A 23,223-nucleotide genomic window follows, 5' to 3' on the forward strand; every position below is an offset into this window, starting at 1 on the left:
CCATTGGCAGCTATTGGTCTAAGTCCGCTCAGCCTTCGGCACTGAATCTCAGGACCAGGGCCAGACCGATGATCACGGCGCCCCAGATCAGGCCCAGGATAATCGTGATGCGGTTCAGGTTGCGCTCGGCGACACCTGAAGAGCCCATTGAACTGGTCATACCGCCGCCGAACATGTCCGACATACCGCCACCACGACCCTTATGAAGCAGGATCAGGAGGGTCAGCAAGACACTGGTAATGCCCAGCAGTACCTGCAAAATGATCTTGATAATATCCAAGTCGACGGTTCCTTAGCTAGATTCAGTCGGTGACGAGGTGATGCTCGAACCTGACAATATTAGCAAACTCTTCAGCGTCGAGGCTGGCTCCGCCAACCAACACGCCGTCCACGTCACGCTCGCGCATGATCGCTGCTGCGTTTGCTGCCTTAACACTACCGCCGTAGAGCAGTTGGGTCTTCTCGGCAATCTCTTCACCGAAGCGCCCAGCCAGTGCACCGCGAATTGCCGCGCACATCTCCTGAGCGTCGGCCGGACCTGCAACTTCACCGGTTCCGATGGCCCAAACTGGTTCGTAGGCGATCACCAGGTTTGCTGCCTGCTCAGCGCTGACGCCTTCCAGCGATTCAGCCAACTGGTTCAAGGTGAAGGCAACATGCTCGCCAGCCTTGCGGACCTCCAGGCCTTCGCCAACGCACAGCATTGGAGTCAGCTCGTGGCGGTATGCGGCGGCCAGCTTGGCTGCGATCACATCGTTGGTTTCGTTGTGGTACTCGCGGCGTTCCGAGTGGCCCACCAGTACGTAGGAGCAACCCAGCTTCTTCAGGAACTGGCCCGAGATTTCACCGGTGTAGGCTCCTGAATCCTGTGCCGACAGATCCTGGGCGCCGTAAACGACCTCCAGCTTGTCGCCCAGAACCAGGGTCTGCACGCCACGGATATCCGTGAATGGCGGGAAGACAGCTACCTCAGCACGATCGTAGTTGTGCTCGTGGTCCTTGAGGGTCCACGCCAGCTTCTGGACAAGGGTGATGCCCTGGACGTGGTCCATGTTCATCTTCCAGTTGCCAGCGATCAGCGGCTGGCGCACGTAGGCGCCGTTCTGCGAAATGGTCATTTCCTAGCCTTCCAATGCGGCAACGCCCGGCAGGGTCTTGCCTTCGAGGTACTCCAATGAAGCTCCGCCACCGGTGGAGATATGACCGAAGTCCTCCTCCGAGAAGCCCAATGCGCGGACAGCCGCGGCTGAATCGCCACCGCCGACGACGCTGAATGCTTCAGAGTTGGCCAACGCCTGGGCCACGGTGCGAGTGCCTTCCGCGAACGCCGGAATCTCGAACACGCCCATCGGGCCGTTCCAGAATACGGTGTTGGCGCTGGTGATGTAGCTTGCGAACTGATCCGCCGACTTCGGCCCGATATCCAGGCCCAGCCCGGTGGAGCCGAAGCTTGCTTCCTCGATCTTGTCGGCTGGCAGAATCTCGTGCGCCGCATCGGCACCGAACTTCTCAGCGACAACAACATCAACGGGAACGATGATCTCGCAACCCAGCTGCTCGGCACGCTTGAGGTATTCCTGGCAGGTGGCGATCTGGTCTTCCTCCAACAGCGAGCCGCCAATGGCGTAGCCCTGTGCTTTGAGGAAGGTGAACGCCATGCCGCCGCCGATCAAGAGCTGATCCGCCTTGCCCAGCAGGTTGTCGATGACTGCAAGCTTGTCCGAGACCTTGGAGCCGCCGAGCACCACAACGTATGGGCGCTTGGGGGCTTCGGTCAGGGTCTTCAGGACCTTGACCTCGGTTGCGACCAGGTCGCCCTGGTAGCTGGGGAGCAAGCTGGCAATGTCGTAGACGGAGGCGTGCTTGCGGTGCACGGCGCCAAAAGCGTCGTTCACGTAGGCACCATTTTCGCCGGTCAGAGCCGCAAGTTCCTTGGCGAACTCTTCGCGTTCTGCGTCGACCTTGGAGGTCTCGCGAGCGTCGAAGCGCACGTTTTCCAGCACCAGCACGGAGCCCTCGGCCAAGTCTGCCGCAGCCTTGCGAGCGGATTCGCCCACAACATCTTCGGCGACTGCTACGTCAAAGTCTGCAAGTTCATTCAAGCGCTGTGCTGCAGGTGCGATCGAGTACTTCGCATCAACCTGCCCCTTGGGGCGGCCCAGGTGCGCCATCACGATGACTTTTGCACCTGCTTCAACCAGCTTGGTGATGACCGGCAAAGATGCGCGTACGCGGCCGTCATCGGTCACAGTTGCACCGTCGAGCGGCACGTTCAGGTCGCTTCGGACCAGAACGTGCCGTCCGCGGACACCGTTGTCAGCGATCAATTCGTCAATAGTGTGAGAAGACATATCCCTAGGTTATCGACTAGAGGCTTGATCCCACGAATCCAACCAGGTCAACAAGTCGCGAGGAGTAGCCCCACTCGTTGTCGTACCACGAAACAACCTTCACGCTGTTGCCCATAACGGTGGTCAGACCGGAGTCGAAGATCGACGAGTTTGGGTTGGTGACGATGTCCGAGGAAACCAGTGGATCGGTCGAGTACTCCAGAACGTCCTTCAACGGACCTTCGGAAGCAGCCTTCTCGAATGCTGCGTTGATTTCCTCAGCGGTTGCAGTGCGAGCCAGGTTGACGGTCAGGTCGGTTGCCGAACCAGTTGGAACTGGCACGCGCATTGCGTAACCGTGCAGCTTGCCCTTGAGCTCTGGCAGTACAACGCCGATGGCCTTGGCAGCACCGGTCGAGGTTGGAATCACATTCAGTGCAGCGGCACGTGCACGACGTGGGTCGCTGTGTGGAGCATCCTGCAGGCGCTGGTCAGCGGTGTATGCGTGGATGGTGGTCATCAGGCCGTCAACAATGCCGAACTCGTCGTTCAGGACCTTGGCCAGCGGAGCCAAGCAGTTGGTGGTGCATGATGCGTTGGAGATGATGTTGTGGTTTGCAGGATCGTACTTGTCCTGGTTAACACCCATCACAATGGTGATGTCTTCATCGGTAGCTGGGGCCGAGATGATGACCTTCTTGGCGCCGGCTGCAATGTGCTTCTTGGCATCTGCAGCCTTGGTGAAGAAGCCGGTCGATTCGATGACGACATCGACCTTCAGTTCACCCCATGGAAGGTTTGCTGGATCGCGCTCGGAAAGAACCTTGATGCGACGTTCACCGACGACGATGGTGTCACCATCTACGGATACTGCCTCGCCCACTTGGCCGAGCACAGAGTCAAACTTCACCAGGTGAGCAAGAGAATCGATTGAACCAAGGTCGTTGACGGCGACAATTTCGATGTCTGCCTTATGGGCCAATACTGCACGCAGGAAGTTGCGTCCGATGCGACCGAAACCATTGATACCAACACGAGTTGTCACGTGACTATCTCCTCTAAACGGGATGATTGTGCCACGACCGTACACAAACGGAAGTGGCCTTCTTTGAGAGGACACTCCGTTGTGCCGTGCTATGCGGATCCCGGTGGATCACCGGGATCCGCAACACACTTGAAACATACTACGCTATTTTGGCGCAGAATGTGAGCTAACTTACCAGATTAATTATTTACCTGGAACGATCAGCGATGCTGCGCCGTTGCGGGCAGCTTCAAAACGTGCCTGAACGTCTGCCCAGTTCACGATGTTCCAGAAAGCCTTGACGTAGTCAGCCTTCACGTTGACGTAATCCAGGTAGAAAGCGTGCTCCCACATGTCCAGCATCAGCAGCGGGGTGGTTGCTACTGGAACGTTGCCCTGCTGATCGTAGAGCTGCTCGATGACCAGCTGGCCGCCGAGTGCGTCGTATGCCAGCACAGCCCAGCCGGAGCCCTGCAGGCTCATGGCAGCTGCGGTGAAGTGTCCGCGGAAGCCATCGAAGGAGCCGAAGAACTCGTCGATTGCTGCAGCCAGCTCGCCCTCAGGCTTGTCGCCGCCTTCTGGGGACAGGTTGTTCCAGAAGATCGAGTGGTTGGTGTGGCCACCCAGGTGGAAAGCCAGGTCCTTGGACAGCTTCGGGATGTTGCCGAATTCGCCCTTTTCGCGTGCTTCGGCCAGCTGCTCCAGAGCCGAGTTAGCGCCAGCAACGTAGGTTGCGTGGTGCTTGGAGTGGTGCAGCTCCATGATGCGAGCCGAGATGTTTGGCTCGAGAGCAGCGTAGTCGTACTGCAGTTCTGGCAGCGAATATACAGCCATGATTCTCCTCAATTTTCTCATTCGGATGAATCTCCGCGGGAGGGCTCCCGCGGGGACATTTTTAGTGTTCCATTTCGTCTAGTGGAACGCTGGACTCCGTACCTGGTATTCCCAGATCGCTGGCCTTCTTGTCAGCCATGGCCAACAGTCGACGAATACGGCCAGCTATGGCGTCCTTGGTCATTGGAGGTTCAGCCATGCGGCCGAGCTCATCCAAGGAGGCTTGCTTGTGTTCCAGGCGAAGCAATCCGGCATATCGCAGATGCTCGGGCACTTCATCTCCCAGAATGGTGAGCGCACGCTCTACGCGGGCACCGGCAGCGACCGCTGCCTGCGCACTACGACGCAGGTTGGCGTCGTCGAAATTCGCCAACCTGTTAGCCGTGGCACGTACCTCTTTGCGCATGCGGCGCTCTTCCCACACCATCAAGGCGTCGTGAGCACCCATGCGGGTCAACAACTGCGCAATGGCGTCACCGTCGCGAATCACCACGCGGTCGATGCCTCGCACTTCGCGGGCCTTGACTGTCAGTCCCAATCGGCGTGCAGCACCGACCAAAGCCAATGCGGCTTCTGGGCCAGGGCAGGTAATCTCCAGCGCTGAACTTCGACCGGGCTCGGTCAAGGAACCGTGGGACAGGAAGGCGCCGCGCCATACGGCTTCTGCATCCGCAGTTGAGCCGTTGACAATAACTGATGGCAGGCCACGAACTGGTCGACCGCGCTGGTCGAGCAACCCGGTCTGCCGTGCGAGAACTTCACCGTCTTTTGCCACGCGGACGATGTATCGGCTGCCCTTGCGGATGCCCGAGCCGGAGACCATGACGATCTCGGCCTCGTGGCCATATAACTCGCCAATGGCAAGCTTCAGCCGGCGGGCAGTTGCAGCCAGGTCCACCTCGGCTTCAATGACAATTCGCCCGGAGACTATGTGCAGTCCCCCGCTGAAGCGAAGCATCGTCGAAACCTCGGCCTTTCGGACCGACGGCTTGCGAATCTCAACCCGCGACAGCTCGTCTTTGACGGAAGCCGTCAATGCCATGAATCAAACTCCCTTACTTGGATCTTCTCAAGATCCGATCGCGGTAAACACCTCATGATAGGCCGCCGCTAGTCGCAACGGGTCGTGCACTGCACGACCGTCAGATACTCCTACTGTACTAAAAAAGACACGTGCGCCGAGTTTTTGCGCTGCCAGCTCAAATCTCCGGCGATTGTGGATCTTGGACTCATCGGCAATGATCGCGTCAAAAGTCACCTCCGGCGCGTAGCGTCCAAGCACTTCCAAATGAGCCGCGGCATCCATTCCGGTTGTTTCTTCCGTATCCATCGACAGGTTCATCGTCAGAAGCTTTTTGGCGGTGGTTGAAGCAATGGCTTGGCGCATATCCGGAAGCAGCAAATGCGGAAGCACCGAGGTGTACCAGGACCCCGGACCGAGAATGACCCAATCAGCCAACTCAATGGACTCCAGCGCCTCAGGACAGGCGGGCGCATCGGAAGGCTCCAGATGAACGTTCGTGACGAGCCCCCCGGCACCAGCGCGCGCCAATCTGGCCTGGCCGTCGATGCGCCGGCGCACCAGCGCATCACTCTCATCGGATTCGAGAACCTCGCCATGGATCGACAGCGGGATCGTGCTCATCGGCAGAACCTGGCCTCGGGCGCCCAGCAAGGCGCCAGCCCAGCGCAAACCGGCGACAGGATTATCCAGCAACTCCCATAAAGCCAAGATCAGCAGGTTTCCGACCGCGTGGCCGTTCAGCGGTTCTTCCTGATTCGCGTCCGACTCGAAACGATGCTGCATGACATCGCGCCACGTGCGCCCCCAGTCGTTGTCATCGCACAAGGCAGCCAGAGCCATGCGCAAGTCTCCTGGAGGCAGGACGTCGAATGATCCGCGCAGGCGGCCTGAGCTGCCTCCATCGTCCGCGACTGTCACCACAGCGGTCAGGTCGGTGGTCAGCCGGCGCAATGCCGAAAGCGATGAGTAGAGGCCGTGTCCGCCTCCGAGTGCGACCACCGACGGGTTGCGCTGGTCGTTGCCTCGGGATAGTCCCTGTATTGAAATTGGACCTGTTGAAAAGGCCATGTCGGTTACTCGCGTCCCAAGTCGCGGTGGCTGATACTCACGCGGACATTGGGGAACTGCGCCAGCCGACGACCCAATTCGATGGTCGTTGCCACGGAGCGGTGCTTGCCTCCGGTACAACCCACAGCGATGGTGGCGTAATGCTTGTTTTCCCGGCGGTAGCCTTCAAACACCGGTTCCAGAGCCTTGAGATAATTGTCGATGAAGTCCCGGGTGCCTTCCTGGCTCAGCACGTAGTCCGAGACTTCCTTGTCCTTGCCCGTTTGAGGGCGCAGCTCGGGGACCCAGTGCGGATTAGGGATGAAGCGAACATCCGCCACGTAGTTGGCATCGGTTGGCAGGCCGTATTTGAAGCCAAAGCTCATGACATTGATCCGGAGGATGACCGGACCGGATTCGCTGAATAGCTCATTGACCGCGCGTGCGAGGTCGTGAACTGACATCGACGACGAGTCGAGGATGATCTCTGCGGCTTCGCGAAGCTGCTCGGTGATTCCGCGTTCCCTGGTGATCCCGTCAACGATGCGCCCGTCGCCCTGCAACGGGTGCGGACGCCGACCCTGTTCGAAACGACGGATCAGGACTTCATCGCTCGCGTTGAGGTAAACCAGACGGAACTTGACTCCGCTGGAAGTCAGATGCGCCAGCGCGTCACGAATTTCCGGGAACATTTCCTTCGAACGCACGTCCATAACGACAGCCATCTTCGGAATGGATCCCTGCGACCGGCTCATCATCTCGGTCAACGGGCCCAGCATGGCTGGTGGCAGGTTCTCGACCACGTACCACCCCTGGTCTTCCAAAGCGTGTGCGACCGTAGTGCGGCCGGCACCTGACATGCCGGTTACGATCACGAGTTCAGACTCAGGCGGTTTTACAGCTTCATACTCAGCGGTCATATTCCAAGGCTAGTCGACGATTTCGCCCGTCGTCATATTCACGCCAGAAAGTGAAGCATCTTCAAGGTTTTCTTTGATGATTGCGGCCAGCTTCTCGCCCACACCTGGAACCTGGACAAGCTCCTCGATGCTGGCGGCACGAATCTTTTTCATGGATCCAAAATGCTTGCGCAGTGCCGCTTGCTTGGCTTTGCCGAGCCCCGGCACGGCATCCAGCTCGGAGGAGATCATCGACTTGGCACGCTTCTCACGGTGGAAGCTAATCGCGAAACGGTGTGCCTCGTCGCGAAGCCGCTGCACAAGGTACAAAGAAGCCGAGGCTCGCGGGAGGATGACCGGGAACGGATCGTCCGGAAGCCAAAGCTCTTCCAGTCGTTTGGCCAACCCGACCACCGGAATGTCGTCAATCCCTAGATCGTCCATGGCTTTTTGGGCCGCGGCAACCTGCGGCGGGCCGCCATCGACAATGACCAGGGATGGCGGATAGGAGAATTTCTTCTTCTCCACTTCACCAGATACGCCATCAACTATCACGCCAGTAGCGAAGGACGACGGATCGACTTTCTCTTTGAGGTATCGGCTGAATCGCCGATGGATGACGTCGTACATGCTGGCGGTATCATCGCGTGCCGCATCGCCGGTAATGGAGAATTTTCGGTACTCGCTCTTCTTCGGCAGCCCGTCTTCGAAGACCACCATCGAGGCCACGACATTGGTCCCCTGGGTATGCGAAGCGTCATAGCATTCAATGCGCAGCAACGCTTGTTCGGCGCCAAGTGCTTCTTGCAGTTCCTGCATGGCCAGAGAACGAGTAGTAATGTCTCCGGCGCGCTTGGACTTATGCAGACGCAGTGCTTGTTCGGCATTTTCCTTAACCGTGCCAGCCAGGGCCGCCTTGTCGCCACGTTGCGCAACGCGAAGGGATACCTTCGACCCGCGCAATTCCGAAAGCCAGGTGGTGACATCGTTGATGTCCTCAGGCAGTGCTGGAACCAGGATCTCGCGAGGAATCCGGTCGGCATGGTCTGCATAGATTTGCGTCAGAAGCTGCTCGACGAATTCAGCGTCCGAAGCATCCGCGACTTTTTCGACAACCCATCCGCGCTGTGAACGAATACGGCCGTCGCGCACGTGGAATACCTGCACGGCAGCTTCGAGCTCGTCGCCATGGACGCCGAAGATATCCGCTTCAGTTCGATCGTCGAGCACCACAGCGTTGCGCTCGAATACCCGGTTCAGCGCTGCAATATCGTCACGGTAGCGCGCCGCCTGCTCGTATTCGAGCTCGGCAACCGCGTCCTGCATTTTGACGGTGAGCGCTTTGGTGAATTTAGTGGCTTCGCCGCTCATGAACGTGCAGAGGTCATCGGCAAGCTGGCGATGGTCCTCTTCGCTAATTCGTCCAACACAAGGTGCAGAGCACTTGTCGATATAGCCAAGCAAGCAGGGGCGGCCTGAAGCTTCGGCTCGCTTGAACACCCCGGGCGCGCAACTTCGGACCGGGAATACCCGCAACAGGGTATCCAAGGTTTCGCGAATGGCCTTGGCCGGGTAGAACGGGCCGAAGTACTTGACGCCTTTGCGCTTATCACCGCGCATCACCAATGCGCGTGGGTACTTCTCATTCAGCGTCACGGCAAGATACGGGTAGGTCTTGTCATCACGGAAGACGATGTTGAATCGAGGGTTATATTCCTTGATCCAAACGAATTCCAGCTGGAGGGCCTCAAGCTCCGAACCCACCACGGTCCATTCGACGCTGCCTGCGGTGAAGACCATGGCCCGCGTTTTCGGGGTAAGCCGGTCCGGGTTGGCGAAGTACGAGGTAAGTCGGTTCCGCAGCACCTTGGCTTTGCCAACATAAATCACACGGCCATGCTCGTCGCGAAAGCGGTACACACCGGGCTTAGTTGGAATATCCGAGGTTTTCGGACGGTAGCTTGCTGGATCAGCCATGGATTATTTCGCGTCTGGAGGTAGCTGATTGTATGAGTCGGCGCGTTCCTGGCCAGAGAGTTCAGCAATGGCATCCACAATACGATCCGTCGCCTGACGGCGTTGCGGCAGAGGATGCTTGCGGCCCAGCTGGTCGAACTGCAGAGGCTCACCATAATGGATATGGAATTTGGCTGGCTTGAAGCCCTTCGAACCTGCTGGCTGCAGCTTCTCGGTGCCGATCAGGCCCACCGGCACCACCGGTACGCCAGTGGTCAATGCCAGCCAACCTACACCGGTTCGGCCTCGGTACAGCTTTCCATCGCGCGAACGAGTGCCTTCGGGATAAATCCCGATACCGCTGCCTTCTTCGATGATGTCCACCAGAGAATCGAGAGCCGCCACCGAGGCAGCCTGCTCTCCACGCTGAACAGGAATCGATCCAACTGACTCGAAAAAGGTCTTCATCAGTTTTCCCTTGACACCGGGCGTGGTGAAATACTCCGCTTTCGCGAAGAAGGCGACGTCACGAGGGGTCAAGGCCTGGATGATGAGCGAGTCGAAAAAGGAGAGGTGGTTCGAAGCGACGATGAATCCGCCCTCTTTGGGCACATTTTCCAGGCCGGTAACCTCGGCACGGCAAACGCCATGGATAACACCGCGAATCGAAGCGCGGGTCATGGTGTAGATGCTCATCTATTCTGCACCTTCCTGCACGACGCTTGCCTCGATTTCTATTGGACCGGCAGCTTGCTCGCCTAGTAGCGCTTGCGCTAGTTCTCTGACATTGCCTACCCGCTTGTCGGCCTTGGACAGTTCATCGCCTTGGGCGAATCCCCACGCCACACCGATGGAAGCGACAGAATTCTCCCGGGCCGCATCCAAGTCGTAGTACCGATCTCCCACGACAACGCTGGATTTGGCATCCAAGTTCGCGTGGGACAAAGCTTCGGCGACGATGTGCGTTTTGCTTGAACCCATGGATCCATGCTCGCCTGCATTGCCATGAATCGCATCCAAATGCTCGGTCAGACCTTTTCGGTCCAAAAGCAATCGAGCGATGTTCACGGGTTTTGCAGTGGTGACGGCAACGTAGATATTTTCACTACGCAAGGCCTCTAATAGCGCCACGATCCCTGGATAAATGCGCGATTCATCCATGCCGACTTCTTCGTAGCGGGCCCGATACGTCGCGATAATGGAATCAATGTTTTCGTCGGTGACGCCTTCTATGGTGCGAAGCCCAACTTGAAGCGGAGGACCCACCAGAGCTTCGACTCGTGCCTCGCCTGGATCCGGGAGTCCGTGTGCCACGAGGGCGTGACGAATACCCGAAGTAATGGCACCTGCGGGGTCCACGAGGGTCCCGTCAAGGTCGAAGAGCACGCTTGTTACCGACATATTCACTCAGCTATCTTCCCATGAAGCGGGCGCGGGTCAGGAATCCATGACTGAAATGGCATATTTCCCCGATCCGCGCCACTATTTCTACAGGATTTCGGCCAAGAACTTTCCGGTATGCGACTCGCTGACCTTGGCCACCTTTTCAGGTGTGCCAGTCGCAAGGATCGTACCGCCGCCGGAACCGCCCTCAGGGCCGAGGTCGATCACCCAGTCCGCAGACTTGATCACGTCAAGGTTGTGCTCAATGGTCAAGACCGTGTTGCCCTTGTCCACCAGACCCTGCAGCACCTTCAGTAGCTTGCGGATGTCCTCGAAGTGCAGGCCTGTGGTTGGCTCGTCCAGCACGTAGATGGACCGGCCATTCGAACGCTTCTGCAATTCGGCCGCCAACTTGACGCGCTGGGCCTCACCACCGGAAAGGGTCGTGGCAGGCTGCCCCAAACGCACGTATCCCAATCCAACGTCAACCAAGGTACTGAGGTGACGGGCAATCGGCGTGAAGGCGCTGAAGAATTCGGCGCCCTCTGCGATTGGCATGTCCAGGACATCGGCGATGTTCTTGCCCTTGTACAGCACTTGCAATGTCTCGCGGTTGTACCGCGCCCCATGGCACACTTCGCATGGCACGTAAACGTCGGGCAGGAAGTTCATCTCGATCTTCAACGTTCCGTCGCCGGAGCACGCTTCGCAGCGACCGCCCTTGACGTTGAAGGAGAAGCGACCCGGCTGGTAGCCGCGCAATTTAGCTTCGTTAGTTTCCGCGAAGAGCTTGCGAATGTTGTCGAACACGCCGGTGTACGTGGCAGGATTCGATCGCGGGGTACGGCCGATCGGCGACTGGTCGACGTGTACGACCTTGTCCAGGTGCTCAAGGCCGAGCACTCGGGTATGCCGTCCTGGTACCTGCTTGGCTCCGTTGAGCTTGTTGGCCAGGACCTTGTAGAGAATGTCGTTGACCAAGGTCGACTTGCCCGAGCCGGACACACCGGTCACTGCTGTGAGCAGGCCCAGCGGGAATTCGACAGACACATCTTGGAGGTTGTTTTCGCTGGCACCGACAACTTTGAGCTTGCGGTCCTTATCAACCTTGCGGCGTTTGGTCGGAACATCTATCTTCTTGCGACCCGACAGGTAATCGCCGGTCAACGACTGAGTATTGGCCTTCAATCCTTCGACCGAACCGGAGTGCACTACTTCGCCGCCGTGTTCGCCGGCGCCCGGTCCGATATCCACGATCCAGTCGGCTTCGGCGATGGTGTCTTCATCGTGCTCCACCACGATCAGCGTGTTGCCCAAGGAGCGCAGATGCAGCAGCGTGTCGATCAGCCGGCGGTTGTCGCGCTGGTGCAAGCCGATGGACGGCTCGTCGAGCACGTAGAGGACGCCGACCAGGCCGGAGCCGATCTGGGTGGCCAAGCGAATGCGCTGGGCTTCACCGCCGGACAACGTGCCCGCAGCTCGCTCAAGAGTGAGATATTCCAGACCGACGTCCAGCAGGAACTTCATGCGAGCGTCGATTTCCTTCAGCACCTGGGCTGCGATCCTGGCTTCGCGAGCGGAGAGCTCGATGGTCGAGAGGAAGTTGGCAGCGCTGCGCAAATCCATTGCTGAAACTTCAGCGATGGATCGTCCACCGATCAAGACTGAGAGCGATGCCGGGTTCAACCGGGCTCCACCACAGGTCGGGCATGGGATCTGTCGCATGTACTGCTCGTAGCGATCACGCGCATGATCGGATTCAGTTTCTTCATGCTTCCGGTGAACGTACGAGATGACACCTTCAAAGCCGGTCGAGTATTTGCGTTCACGTCCGAAGCGATTCTTGTACTGGACAACAACCTTGTGGTCCTTGCCGTTGAGGATCGCTTCGCGCGCCTTGGCCGGCAGGGCCTTCCACTGGGTATCCATCGTGAAGCCCAGCTCGTTGCCCAGGCCTTCGATCAGGCGATTCCAGTATTCAGTAGTCGCCTTGCCCAAGGACCATGGAGCGATGGCGCCATCGGCGAGGGTGACTTCCGGGTCTGGCACGATCAGGTGCTCGTCTACTTCAAGCTTGGTGCCGATACCAGAACATGCTGAGCATGCGCCGAACGGGTTGTTGAAGGAGAAAGTACGTGGCTCGATCTCATCGATTGCCAGAGGGTGCTCGTTGGGGCATGCCAGGTTCTCGGAGAACGCGCGCACCCGCTGCGGGTCCGCTTCATCCAGGTCGACAAAGTCTGCCAATACCCGGCCGTCTGCGATTCCCAACGCAGTTTCAATCGAATCGGTCAGACGCTGTCGGGCATCTTCCTTGATGGCCAAGCGGTCGACGACTACCTCGATGGTGTGCTTCACCTGCTTGGCCAGCTTCGGTGGATCATTGAGTTGAATGGTGGTTCCGTCAACGCGTGCGCGCGAGAAACCCTTCGAGGAGAGCTCAGCGAAGAGGTCGACGAACTCGCCCTTGCGTGCTCGCACGACGGGAGCGAGGATCTGGAAACGGGTCTTCTCCGGCAGCTCCATCAGCTGATCCACGATTTGCTGAGGGGTCTGCTTGGAGATCGGCTCATGGCAAATTGGGCAATGCGGCCGCCCGACTCGCGCCCAGAGCAAACGCATGTAGTCATAGACTTCGGTGATCGTGCCTACGGTCGACCGGGGGTTGCGGCTAGTGGACTTCTGGTCGATTGACACTGCTGGCGACAAGCCCTCAATGAAGTCAACATCCGGCTTGTCCACCTGCCCGAGGAACATTCGGGCATAGGCAGAAAGAGACTCGACGTATCGACGCTGGCCCTCGGCGAAGATGGTGTCGAATGCCAGCGAGGACTTGCCGGATCCGGATAGGCCGGTGAAGACGATCATCGCATCACGCGGAAGATCAATGTCAACATTTTTCAGATTGTGCTCACGCGCGCCCTTGACGACCAATCGGGTGAGATCTGTTTTCTTGCTCTCTGCAGTAATAGCCACGAAGCCATACTAATCGAAAACTGCTTCGAATAAGTGTACGAATGGTCCTATCTCACAGAAATTTTTCGCCAGGCTTATTCGCCCGCTCGGCGAGCGCAAAATCTGCGCTAGTTTCCGACCGGCGCGGCCAACCGATACGCCACCATCCCTTCAATCTGGCTCAGAACAACGACATCTTCAGTTTTGTATCCAGCCCTTCTGGATTCGTTGACATTAGGGACGGCCTTTGCGGGTTTCCACGCACCGCGCTTGCAGGCCATTTGAGCATCGTCGAATCGAGTGTCCCCTGCGGCTTTGCTATATGACGGGGCTTCCATGCCCAGAGTCGCGGAGTAAACCAAAGTTTTCTCCGCGATCAAGGGTGCACAACACGTCTTTCCCAACAGCTTCCTCCAAGGGCATCACTGTCCCGTCCAGGCTATGGACTGCTTTGTCACCTCCCGCCTGGGGCGAGGATGGAAATAGGATCCTTGGTGGTGGGCATTCCGGCTTCGCCCAGTCTCTCGGCGTATTTGTTGACATCACTGAGCTTGTGCTTCCACTTTTGAACGCCGGTGCTTGCATCAAATGCGGCTGCACTCCATGCCGCGCCATTGGCCGATATCGAGTAGTACCCGTTGCCTATGCCAGTGAGCTTGCTTTGGCCAGCAGTGCAATAGCAAAGAACGATCGTGCCGTCGGGAGCGGCGCTCCCCTGTTCGGAAGTAGCACCGCACATTGACGATGCCCCATTTGGTGCCAAGGAACCTTACCGCTCTTGGCATCAACCGCCACCAGTTTCGAAAGGCCAGCCAATTTACACGTAGCCGAGTTCTTATCGGATTCGAAGAAATCATCTTAGGCAGGTATTCCGTATCCGAGCAGAATCTCATCGTCTTCGCCTGCAGTAGCCCATGCCCAACCTGCGGATAAGGCATACCCTTGTCCAAACACTTCTTCGCATGGCCGTTTCCACTGGGTCTTCGACCCGTTGGAATAGCTCAACATCTCTACATTTTTGTCCCGGTAAGAGCCAAGCCCTGCGAACAAGGAACGCCCGCCTCGCTGGAGGCCATATTCAAACTCTCGCTGCGGTACCGCCTGCCATTGCCAGCTGGACCAGTTGAAATTGAAATGATGGCGTTCAAGCAGTTGGCCATTGATTGCTTTTGAACTTTCGGTACAGAACGTCTTTCTGCAGACAAAAGGTCGGTCGCCCCAAAATTCAAAATTCTTTCAGATCATTACTTGTTCCCTGGTGGAGTTGTCGGCGATAGTCAACCATCCATAGGCCCCGGATTTGGTCCTCTTGTAGGCCACAAAATGCCTACCGTCGCGCTCTACGAGTTCAATGTTCAGATCCGCACCCAGGCCATCGGCAACGCCCGGCGCTTCGTCCTTCCAGAGCTCTTCACCGTCTTTCAGGTTCCTGGCGATGATCTCCAGCTGAGGGGCTTGGCGCCGATAGGCAATAGCATCATCTGCGATCACTTCGACATCGGATACAAGAATTTCTTAGCTCTGCCACTCGATAGCCGCAGGCTCAGGTGATGGCTTTCCGGACGCTGTGGGAGCTGGTTCCGCTTGGCTGGCGGTGCAGCCCGAAAACCCGACGCCCAGTACGAGCGCGCAGGTGGCGATGACAGCGACACTCACGGACGTCTTGCGATCACATGCGTTCGAGCGCATGGTGGATTCCCGACCCCGGGACTAATGATTAGTCCCAGAGCGTAAACCGAGTTCTCAAAGACGCATCAGGCTTATCCACAAATCCCGGTATTCACTCTGCGTGGGGTTAGCCCAGTCGCCTAGCGGGGCAGGGAGCTAAAGGCTGCGCGAAGGTATCTCACCGCGGTTGCTTCGTCCACAGACCACATCTGCGCAATCCGAGCCAAATCGGCGGCCGCGTCGCTGACTTCTTGCTCGGCACGGTTCTCCGCCGCCTGCACCACCGTACCGTGGCGCCCCCGCGTGACAACGGCCCCCTGCAGCTCAAGCTCTTTGTAGACCTTGGCAACGGTATTTACCGCAAGGTTCAGAGTGCCTGAGAGTGCACGGACCGACGGGAGCTTGGTCCCCGGGGCGAGCTTGCCTTTGGCGATGGCTGAGAGAATCTGTTCACGGACCTGCTGGTATGGCGCGATAGTGGATTTGGGGTCGATCTTGATGAATCCAAGTTCGCTCATGCTCTGCTCCAATCTTTAGGACTATGACTCGTCCTGTCCCGAGCCTATCGCGTTGACCCTCCAATCCAACGTAGTGTGAGGGTATGAACGAACTATTGCTAGATGATGTAACCATCCGCTGGATCTCCGTCTCCGACATGGCTAACAATGTTTATCTCATTACCAACCGCGCATCGGGCGAGCAGCTTCTGGTGGACGCTGCAGACGATGCCTCTGCCATTGCAGAGCTCATCGACGAAGCCAGGAACGATGCCGATAATCCGCGAATCGTTGGAATCGCGACAACGCACCAGCACTGGGACCATGTTCGGGCTTTGGCTGAGCTCGTGGATCAACACCCTGTGACCACTTACGCCGGCGCCGACGACATGGCACGAATTGCCGAAGAGTCCGGCGTCCAAGTCACCAACGGCCTGAACCAAGGCGATCAGCTCAAGCTTGGCGAGGTCATTATCGAAGCTATCCACCTGCGCGGCCATACTCCGGGATCGATCGGCTACGCCCTGGTTGACTCCTCCGGCCAGCCAGTCATCCTCAGCGGCGACAGCCTGTTCCCAGGTGGCGTAGGCAATACGTGGAAGGATCCGCAGCGTTTCCTCTCGCTGATCACCGACGTATCCGAACGGATCTTCGATCGCTTCCCGGATGAAACCAAGGTCCTCCCGGGACATGGCGACACCACCACTCTAGGAGCCGAACGTCCGCATCTGGACGAGTGGCGCGAACGCGGCTGGTAAGCCTAAGCCGTTGTGACGCCCACAGGCGGCAAACCTGCGGGCGTCACAACGAGTGTTCATGGCTAGGCGCCGAATATAAGTGAGGCGGCTACGCGGCCAACTTGTGGCCCACCATGAATATGCGACGGAACGGGAAATTTGTCAGTGTCGTTCCATCCGGGGATTGGAAGGCCTGGTAATGCGGGGAAACCGCCGCTCGATAGTCATTCTCAAATTCGACGTAGTCGCCGGCATTCAAAGACGCCTTCACCGGCAGCAAGGCAGTACCACGGACCCAGTCCAGAATCGGGTCATCGCCAAGCAGCAACTGCTGGAACGTCGTCTCCCAGACATTTGCCTGGAACCCCGCGTCTAGCAGGATTCGCTGGTACTCGTCCGGCTCCCCTACGACGTCGCCTCCGCGGAGAACGCCGCCGAGCTTGCCAGCCCACTTCGAGCTTTCGGCTACCTCGCGCATGAGCGCATGGGACGGCGACCCGAAGTTGCCGGGCACCTGGATCGCCACAATGGAACCGGCCTTCATCTGTCCCAGCCATGAGGTCAACAATTCACGGTGAGTCGGCAGCCACTGCAGCATCGCGTTGGAGAACAGAAGATCCAGATCTTCCTCGGGCTCCCACTGCGTCGCATCAGACAAGGCGAAACTCAGATTAGCCTCATGCGCGGATGACGTGGCTTTTGCGATCATTTCCTGTGAGGCATCCAGTCCCACTACCTGGGCTTCAGGCCACCGCTGGGCGATAAGCCGGGTCATGTTGCCTGGACCGCATCCCAGATCAACGACCTTCTTCGGCTCGGCTTCAGCTAGCTGCCCGAGCAGGTCCTTATAGGGGCGCCCACGGTAATCGGAAAATTCTGTGTACTTTGCTGGATCCCATTTCATGCCCTAAGCCTAATCCTTGGATCTGCGCACAATCGGGCACGCAGTCATACTTCTCAACCGATAAGCTAAGAACATCATGTTGCTCACCGAATATTTGCCAGCAGACAGCAAAAACGTATCCGACGACGAAATCTATGAGGCTTTTGGCCAATGGGTCACCTCTCGGGGCATCAACCTCTATCCGGCCCAGGATGAAGCGTCGATGGCTCTGGCTGGCGGCAGCAACGTCATCCTTGCCACGCCTACCGGCTCCGGCAAGTCAATGGTCGCCATCGCTGCGCACTTCTATGCCATGGCCCGCGACCAGATCAGCTTCTACACCGCGCCAATCAAGGCGCTGGTTTCCGAGAAGTTCTTCGACCTCTGCAAGATTTTCGGCGCGGAAAATGTCGGCATGGTTACCGGAGACTCGTCGGTCAATGCGGACGCACCGATTATCTGCTGCACTGCGGAAATCCTGGCGAACATTGCGCTGCGCGAAGGCTCCAGAGCCGATGTCGGCTGCGTCATCATGGATGAGTTCCACTTCTATGCCGATCCGCAGCGTGGCTGGGCCTGGCAGGTGCCGCTCATCGAGCTTCCGCAGGCGCAATTCCTGCTGATGAGCGCCACGCTCGGTGACGTGACCCGTTTCGAGAAGGAATTGGAAGAGCGCACCGGAACGCCCACGGTTACCGTTGCCCATACCGAACGCCCGATCCCTCTGCATTTCTACTACTCCATGGAGCCAGTCCAGGAAGCGGTCGAGGAACTGATCAAGACCAAGCAGATCCCGATCTACATCGTGCACTTCTCCCAGCTCGACGCGATCGACCGCGCCACCGGGCTCATGAGCATCAATGTCGCTACGCGCGAGGAGAAAGAAAAAATCTCCGACATGATCGGCGGTTTCCGTTTTGCCGCTGGTTTCGGCAAGACCCTCAACCGCTTAGTTCGCCACGGCATCGGCATCCACCACGCAGGCATGCTGCCCAAATACCGGCGCTTGGTCGAACAGCTTGCCCAGGCGGGCCTGCTCAAGGTCATCTGTGGTACCGACACCTTGGGCGTTGGTATCAACGTGCCTATCCGCACGGTGGTCATCACGGCCCTGTCAAAATTCGATGGCACACGCACCCGCATCGTGAATGCCCGCGAGTTCCACCAGATCGCAGGACGAGCGGGCCGAGCAGGATTTGATACCGCGGGAACGGTGCTGGTCCAAGCGCCGGAGCACGCGATCGAGAATCATAAGGCGATGGAAAAGGCCCTCAAGAAGCACGGCGAGGGTTCATCCAAGCTCAAGCAGATTCCGAAGAAGAAGCCACCTCAGAATTTTGTGACCTGGGGCGAAAAGACCTTCGACAAGATCGTTGCCGCTCCCCCGGAAACGCTGAAGTCCTCCTTCCAGGTATCGCACTCCATGCTGCTGAACCTGTTGGAGCGCGAAGACAACGCCTTTGAAGCCGCGGTTCGCCTGCTCAGTGAAAACCACGAGACGCCATCCACCCAGCGCAAGCTGAAGCTGCGCGCCATCGGCATCCTTCGTGAACTGATTGCCACCGAAGTTGTTGTGCGACGCGATGAGCCCGACGAATACGGCAACTTCTACGAGTTGACCGTGCATCTTCAGCAGAACTTCGCGCTGAACCAGCCGCTGTCCCCCTTCGCTCTTGCGGCCTTGGATTTGCTGGACCCGGATTCAGCAAGTTACGCACTCGATGTGGTCTCGGTGATCGAGGCCACCCTCGAAAAGCCTCGCCAGGTGCTTTCGGGCCAGGAGAAGAAGGCACGCGGCGAGGCGATTGCCGCGATGAAGGCCGAAGGCATGGACTACAACGACCGCATGAATGCGCTCGATGAAATCACCTATCCGATGCCTCTGGCGGAAAAGCTGGAATCGGCATTTGAGCAATATCGCTCCGGCGCTCCTTGGCTTGCAGACTTCGAGCTGCAGCCCAAGTCGATCGTTCGCGATATGTACGAGCGCGCCATGGGGTTCTCCGACTTCGTCCAGTATTACCAGTTGGCCCGTTCCGAAGGCGTCCTGCTGCGCTACCTCACTGATGCGTACAAGGCGCTGCGCCAAACCGTCCCGCAAGATGCCCTGCGCGAAGATCTCGAAGACCTTATCGAGTGGCTTGGCGAGATGATCCGCCAGATCGACTCCTCGCTGCTGGACGAGTGGGAAGAGCTATCCCGTGGAGAACTGCATGAAGAAACCGAAACAGCACCTCCTCCGGCGCCGGAAAAGCTGACCAGCAACAAACGCGCTTTCCGCGTGATGGTGCGCAATGAGATGTTCCGCCGCGTCAAGCTATTTGCCGACGAACAGGATCAGGCACTCGGCGAGCTCGACGCGCACAATGGCTTCGATGCGGATGCGTGGGCTGATGCCATGGACGGCTATTTCGATGAGCACGAGGACATCGATGACGGCCCAACTGGCCGCAGTTCGAAATTGTTCATCGTCAGTGAGCTGCCCAACCGCGTCTGGGAGATCCGCCAGATCTTCGCTGACCCCGCCGAACACCACGACTGGGGTATCAGCGCGACACTTTCCTTGGATGAATCAGACGAAGTCGGCGCCCCAGTGGTGACCGTAACGTCCGTGGGTCGCATGGACTAGCCGGGTGACCGCCATCAGCTATGTCGTGCTCCGACGCGGCGAAGAAGTTCTATTGCAGCTTCGGCGGGGCACTGGCTTCATGGACGGTTGCTGGAGCATCGCCGCGGCTGGACGCGTGGAGTCTGGCGAATCCAGTGCGGCCGCGGCAGTTCGAGAAGCAGGGGAAGAATTAGGCATTCGTATCGCGGCGAAAGACCTTGAAGAGCTGTTCACGGAAAGCCGGACGAATTCAATTCCGGGGGCTGGCGACATTGATGATCATTTTCATCTGGCGACCGCTTGGTGCGGCACGCCGCGGATCATGGAACCGGATAAAGCTGGCGACTTGCGCTGGTTTGGGCTTGGCGAGCTCCCAGAGAATCTGGTGCCTCATGAGAAAGTCGTGCTCTTGAAACTGCCCACTGGTTAGATTTCCGCCGACCCGGCTCGTCGCCACCTCCCTCGTTGGCCTGCTGCCCGCACAAGTTGTCGGAAATCGATAGCCATGTTGCGGGCAGTGTCGTAGGGTATGGCCATGAACGGATTCCAGCTGCGTCTCGTTGGCGGATGCATCATACTGCTTGTCCTGATCGGGCTGCTCAGCGGTTGGTCAGCTCTATTTGCCGCCGAGGCGCTCATGTCCACGCTGTTCCAAATCGGGCTTTTGCTGTTGGGGCTGGCGCTGGTCTACCAGGGCGAAAACACGAGCCTCAAGAATTAGCCATCACGCGACAATCAGAGCGATGCCCACGTAGGTGGTCAGCAGCGTCGCCAAAAGCCATTCAGCCGTCGAGCCGGTTTCGGCAAGGACCGGGACTGCGATCCGGCCATTGGCTTTCCAGCAACCGCCGATGAGCGGCAACTTGCGGAACCAACGCGGCGATCCGATCTTGATCGGCCAAATGAGGTTGCATCCGCCAATGGTCAGCATGTCGCCAAGGACATGCACGATGACTCCCAAGGCCACTGCCAGCAGGAACCAGATGTTCTCCTCCGGGGCATTGACCCCCACGAAAGCGCCGGTCGCCAAGGCAATGATCCAGCAAAGCAGGGGCGGCATGAATTTAACGGACTTCACCGCAAAGGAAATCAGCAGGATCGCAAAGAGCGCGGCCCCAGGATAGACCGTGCCGAGGGCAGCAGTATGGACATCCCAGCCATTGGCCAGCCACGCCAAGAAAATGAAGAAGGCCATTCCCACGATCGAGTGGGTTCCGTTGCGGTGTCCGCCGGACACCTCGCCGATAACCCGGGCGAAAATGCTAGAAAAAGGCGGCAGGGCACGAGCAATGGTCGCCCCATGGTGATCCGCGTCAGGCAGCAAGGCCGCACCGGCGCAGACGATGGCTCCAGCGAGAGTCTCCCAGCGGTCCATCTCAAAGGTTCCCAACCCGAGATTGACCGAGCCAACGGTGACCGGAGTAGTAATTGCCAACCATGCGGCTGCGCCGCTCACCGCGTGGTGTCCACCCATCATGCATTCAACCTTAGGACTGGTCACCGACGTTTTAGCGATACGACAGCGGTAAGCTAGGACACATGAGTATTGTGCGTGAAGCCGTCTTCGATGACTGCCCTCAAATTCTGGAACTGATTCAAGAACTGGCGGACTATGAGAAAGAGCCCGACGCGGTGCGCAACACCGTAGAAGACCTCGAACAGCATCTCTTCGCCGATAGCCCGCAGGCGTTTGCGCATGTGGCTGAAGACGAGGCTGGCGCCATCGTCGGCATCGCCATCTGGTATCTGACCTATTCCACCTGGGAAGGCCGCCACGGGATCCATTTGGAAGATCTCTACGTCCGCGCCAACCAGCGCGGGCTGGGTACGGGCAACGCGCTTCTGCGCACGCTGGCGAGCATCTGCGTCGAGCGCGGATACAAGCGCCTCGAGTGGCAGGTTCTCGATTGGAACGAGCCAGCCATCAAATTCTACGACTCGCTCGGCGCCGGTTCCCTCGACGGATGGACCACCCGTCGTATGGACGGCGACGCTCTGGAGTCACTCGGATCGCAAGGAGCAAAGTAATGGCGCATTACCGCGGCATGGACGTGGCCGATCACCGGATTGAGGTCCCACTGGACCACTCGCATCCCGAGGGTGAAAAGATTTCGGTGTTTGCCCGGGAAGTCAGCACCGATTCCACCAAGCCTTGGCTGTTGTTCCTGCAGGGAGGGCCGGGCGGCAAATCGCCGCGGCCAGGATCCCTGTCCGGCTGGCTCGCGGAAGCTGTCAAGCACTTCCGCGTGCTTTTGCTCGATCAGCGTGGCACCGGCCTGTCCACCCCGGCCAACCGCCAGACGCTCCCGCTGCGCGGAGACTCCGCAGCACAAGCACGTTATCTGGCGCATTTCCGCGCAGACTCGATCGTGCGTGATGCCGAAGCATTCCGCCAACACCTTGGCATTGACCAGTGGAGCACGCTAGGTCAAAGCTACGGCGGCTTCTGCACCCTGACGTACCTTTCACTGTTCCCGGGCTCGCTCACACGATGCCTCGTCACCGGCGGTTTGGCAGCTCTGGATCAGGATGCGAAAACCGTGTATCGGGCCACCTATGAGCGGATGGCCGAACGCAACCGCGAGTACTTCTCCTGGTACCCGCAGGACTTCGAAACCCTGCACAAGATCTACCAGCACCTGCGCGCCAATGACGATGAGCGCTTGCCCAACGGCCAACGGGTCACCGTCCCCTTGGTGCAGATGCTGGGCATGTACTTGGGTGGCAATACCCGGGTCCACCTCTTGCACCACATTTTCGAGGAAGCCTTCGTCCGCACCCCGGGTGGCCAGCGGCTCTCCGATACCTTCATGGATGCCCTTCAAGCCCAGGCATCCTTCGCGGCCAACCCGCTGTACGCGCTGATGCATGAAACCATCTACGCGCAGGGCAAGGCAACGAACTTCGCGGCCGAAGAAGTGCTCCCTGAATTCCCGGACTTCACGGCCCATGCGGACACGCCCCTGCTGACCGGCGAGATGATTTTCCGGTGGCACTTCTCCGAGGACCCGGCCTTGCGCCCGCTGGAAGAGGTCGCTCGCATCCTGGCCGAGCACGAGCACTTCCTGCCACTCTATGACCTGGATACCCTGGCCAAGAACACCGTGCCGGTCGCGGCTGCCGTGTACCATGACGATGTCTACGTCGACCGTGAACTCTCCCTGCGCACGGCATCCCAGGTAGCCGGCCTGCAGACCTGGGTCACTGGAGAATACCATCACGATGGCCTTGGCGATGATGGGCCAGCGATCTTCCGCCGGCTGCTGGCCATGACCAATGGCGAAGATCCTGAGGCTGCTGCCAAGGATCTGTAAGTCCGCAATAGGCAAAGGCGCGCCGTTCCCCTTGGGGAACGGCGCGCCTTTGCCTATGTCCAGT

22 protein-coding genes are annotated in these 23,223 nt (G+C 58.6%); 6 read left to right on the forward strand and 16 right to left on the reverse strand.

Annotated features, from left to right (window positions below; translation table 11 throughout):
• Positions 1 to 28 precede the first annotated feature (28 nt).
• The 14 genes from secG to OF385_RS09230 form a co-directional block, all read right to left on the reverse strand.
• On the reverse strand, positions 29 to 280 hold the full coding sequence (secG, locus tag OF385_RS09165; RefSeq protein ID WP_013349244.1) for a preprotein translocase subunit SecG: 252 nt from the start codon (positions 278 to 280) through the stop codon (positions 29 to 31).
• A 22-nt stretch (positions 281 to 302) separates the two neighbouring features.
• Positions 303 to 1,118, reverse strand: a complete 816-nt coding sequence (gene tpiA, locus OF385_RS09170; RefSeq protein WP_264275115.1) for a triose-phosphate isomerase — start codon at positions 1,116 to 1,118, stop codon at positions 303 to 305.
• A gap of 3 nt (positions 1,119 to 1,121) precedes the next feature.
• Complete coding sequence (locus OF385_RS09175) at positions 1,122 to 2,351, reverse strand: phosphoglycerate kinase (protein ID WP_264275116.1); 1,230 nt, start codon at positions 2,349 to 2,351, stop codon at positions 1,122 to 1,124.
• A gap of 16 nt (positions 2,352 to 2,367) precedes the next feature.
• The gene (gene gap, locus OF385_RS09180; protein WP_264275117.1) at positions 2,368 to 3,375 is read right to left on the reverse strand and encodes a type I glyceraldehyde-3-phosphate dehydrogenase; all 1,008 of its coding nucleotides are present in this window, start codon (positions 3,373 to 3,375) and stop codon (positions 2,368 to 2,370) included.
• A 183-nt stretch (positions 3,376 to 3,558) separates the two neighbouring features.
• On the reverse strand, positions 3,559 to 4,188 hold the full coding sequence (locus OF385_RS09185; protein ID WP_022876410.1) for a superoxide dismutase: 630 nt from the start codon (positions 4,186 to 4,188) through the stop codon (positions 3,559 to 3,561).
• A 61-nt stretch (positions 4,189 to 4,249) separates the two neighbouring features.
• On the reverse strand, positions 4,250 to 5,230 hold the full coding sequence (gene whiA / locus OF385_RS09190) for a DNA-binding protein WhiA (RefSeq protein WP_264275118.1): 981 nt from the start codon (positions 5,228 to 5,230) through the stop codon (positions 4,250 to 4,252).
• Between the two features lie 27 nt (positions 5,231 to 5,257).
• Positions 5,258 to 6,280 carry a gluconeogenesis factor YvcK family protein gene (locus OF385_RS09195; protein WP_264275119.1) on the reverse strand — a complete coding sequence of 341 codons (1,023 nt, stop codon included), beginning with the start codon at positions 6,278 to 6,280 and terminating at the stop codon, positions 5,258 to 5,260.
• Positions 6,281 to 6,285: 5 nt separating this feature from the next.
• The gene (rapZ, locus tag OF385_RS09200) at positions 6,286 to 7,179 is read right to left on the reverse strand and encodes an RNase adapter RapZ (RefSeq protein WP_264275120.1); all 894 of its coding nucleotides are present in this window, start codon (positions 7,177 to 7,179) and stop codon (positions 6,286 to 6,288) included.
• Between the two features lie 9 nt (positions 7,180 to 7,188).
• Complete coding sequence (uvrC, locus tag OF385_RS09205; protein ID WP_264275121.1) at positions 7,189 to 9,135, reverse strand: excinuclease ABC subunit UvrC; 1,947 nt, start codon at positions 9,133 to 9,135, stop codon at positions 7,189 to 7,191.
• Positions 9,136 to 9,138: 3 nt separating this feature from the next.
• Positions 9,139 to 9,810 carry a lysophospholipid acyltransferase family protein gene (locus OF385_RS09210; protein WP_264275122.1) on the reverse strand — a complete coding sequence of 224 codons (672 nt, stop codon included), beginning with the start codon at positions 9,808 to 9,810 and terminating at the stop codon, positions 9,139 to 9,141.
• A complete protein-coding gene (locus tag OF385_RS09215; protein ID WP_264275123.1) occupies positions 9,811 to 10,515 on the reverse strand; it encodes an HAD hydrolase-like protein in 705 nt (234 codons plus the stop codon).
• 87 nt (positions 10,516 to 10,602) lie between these two features.
• Positions 10,603 to 13,473 (reverse strand): excinuclease ABC subunit UvrA, encoded by a 2,871-nt coding sequence (gene uvrA / locus OF385_RS09220; RefSeq protein ID WP_264275124.1) that lies wholly within the window; start codon positions 13,471 to 13,473, stop codon positions 10,603 to 10,605.
• Positions 13,474 to 14,688: 1,215 nt separating this feature from the next.
• Positions 14,689 to 14,943, reverse strand: a complete 255-nt coding sequence (locus OF385_RS09225; protein WP_264275125.1) for a hypothetical protein — start codon at positions 14,941 to 14,943, stop codon at positions 14,689 to 14,691.
• Between the two features lie 317 nt (positions 14,944 to 15,260).
• The gene (locus tag OF385_RS09230) at positions 15,261 to 15,638 is read right to left on the reverse strand and encodes a GntR family transcriptional regulator (RefSeq protein WP_264275126.1); all 378 of its coding nucleotides are present in this window, start codon (positions 15,636 to 15,638) and stop codon (positions 15,261 to 15,263) included.
• Between the two features lie 83 nt (positions 15,639 to 15,721).
• Here OF385_RS09230 and OF385_RS09235 point away from each other — a divergent pair, with 83 nt between their 5' ends.
• Entirely contained in the window at positions 15,722 to 16,375 is a 654-nt protein-coding gene (locus OF385_RS09235) for an MBL fold metallo-hydrolase (protein ID WP_264275127.1), read from the forward strand.
• A gap of 88 nt (positions 16,376 to 16,463) precedes the next feature.
• Here OF385_RS09235 and OF385_RS09240 read toward each other — a convergent pair whose 3' ends face one another.
• A complete protein-coding gene (locus OF385_RS09240) occupies positions 16,464 to 17,258 on the reverse strand; it encodes a methyltransferase domain-containing protein (RefSeq protein WP_264275128.1) in 795 nt (264 codons plus the stop codon).
• A gap of 76 nt (positions 17,259 to 17,334) precedes the next feature.
• Here OF385_RS09240 and OF385_RS09245 point away from each other — a divergent pair, with 76 nt between their 5' ends.
• From OF385_RS09245 to OF385_RS09255, 3 genes are all read left to right on the forward strand, one after another.
• Entirely contained in the window at positions 17,335 to 19,866 is a 2,532-nt protein-coding gene (locus OF385_RS09245; RefSeq protein WP_264275129.1) for a DEAD/DEAH box helicase, read from the forward strand.
• 4 nt (positions 19,867 to 19,870) lie between these two features.
• Positions 19,871 to 20,275, forward strand: coding sequence for an NUDIX domain-containing protein (locus OF385_RS09250; RefSeq protein WP_264275130.1), 405 nt, complete (start codon positions 19,871 to 19,873; stop codon positions 20,273 to 20,275).
• Between the two features lie 105 nt (positions 20,276 to 20,380).
• Positions 20,381 to 20,566, forward strand: a complete 186-nt coding sequence (locus OF385_RS09255; protein ID WP_264275131.1) for a hypothetical protein — start codon at positions 20,381 to 20,383, stop codon at positions 20,564 to 20,566.
• 3 nt (positions 20,567 to 20,569) lie between these two features.
• On the opposite strand, the gene OF385_RS09260 is transcribed toward OF385_RS09255, so the two are convergent.
• Positions 20,570 to 21,322, reverse strand: coding sequence for a metal-dependent hydrolase (locus OF385_RS09260; RefSeq protein WP_264275132.1), 753 nt, complete (start codon positions 21,320 to 21,322; stop codon positions 20,570 to 20,572).
• 62 nt (positions 21,323 to 21,384) lie between these two features.
• On the opposite strand from OF385_RS09260, the gene OF385_RS09265 reads away from it, so the two are divergent.
• Together OF385_RS09265 and OF385_RS09270 are read left to right on the forward strand one after the other, a co-directional pair.
• Positions 21,385 to 21,873 carry a GNAT family N-acetyltransferase gene (locus OF385_RS09265; protein WP_264275133.1) on the forward strand — a complete coding sequence of 163 codons (489 nt, stop codon included), beginning with the start codon at positions 21,385 to 21,387 and terminating at the stop codon, positions 21,871 to 21,873.
• Positions 21,873 to 23,159: an alpha/beta hydrolase gene (locus tag OF385_RS09270; RefSeq protein ID WP_264275134.1), complete on the forward strand. Its 1,287-nt coding sequence runs from the start codon at positions 21,873 to 21,875 to the stop codon at positions 23,157 to 23,159. The genes OF385_RS09265 and OF385_RS09270 overlap by 1 nt, the downstream gene beginning before the upstream one ends.
• Positions 23,160 to 23,223: the final 64 nt, after the last annotated feature.

The organism is Glutamicibacter sp. JL.03c (assembly GCF_025854375.1).
In the GTDB taxonomy this organism is placed as follows: Bacteria; Actinomycetota; Actinomycetes; order Actinomycetales; family Micrococcaceae; genus Glutamicibacter.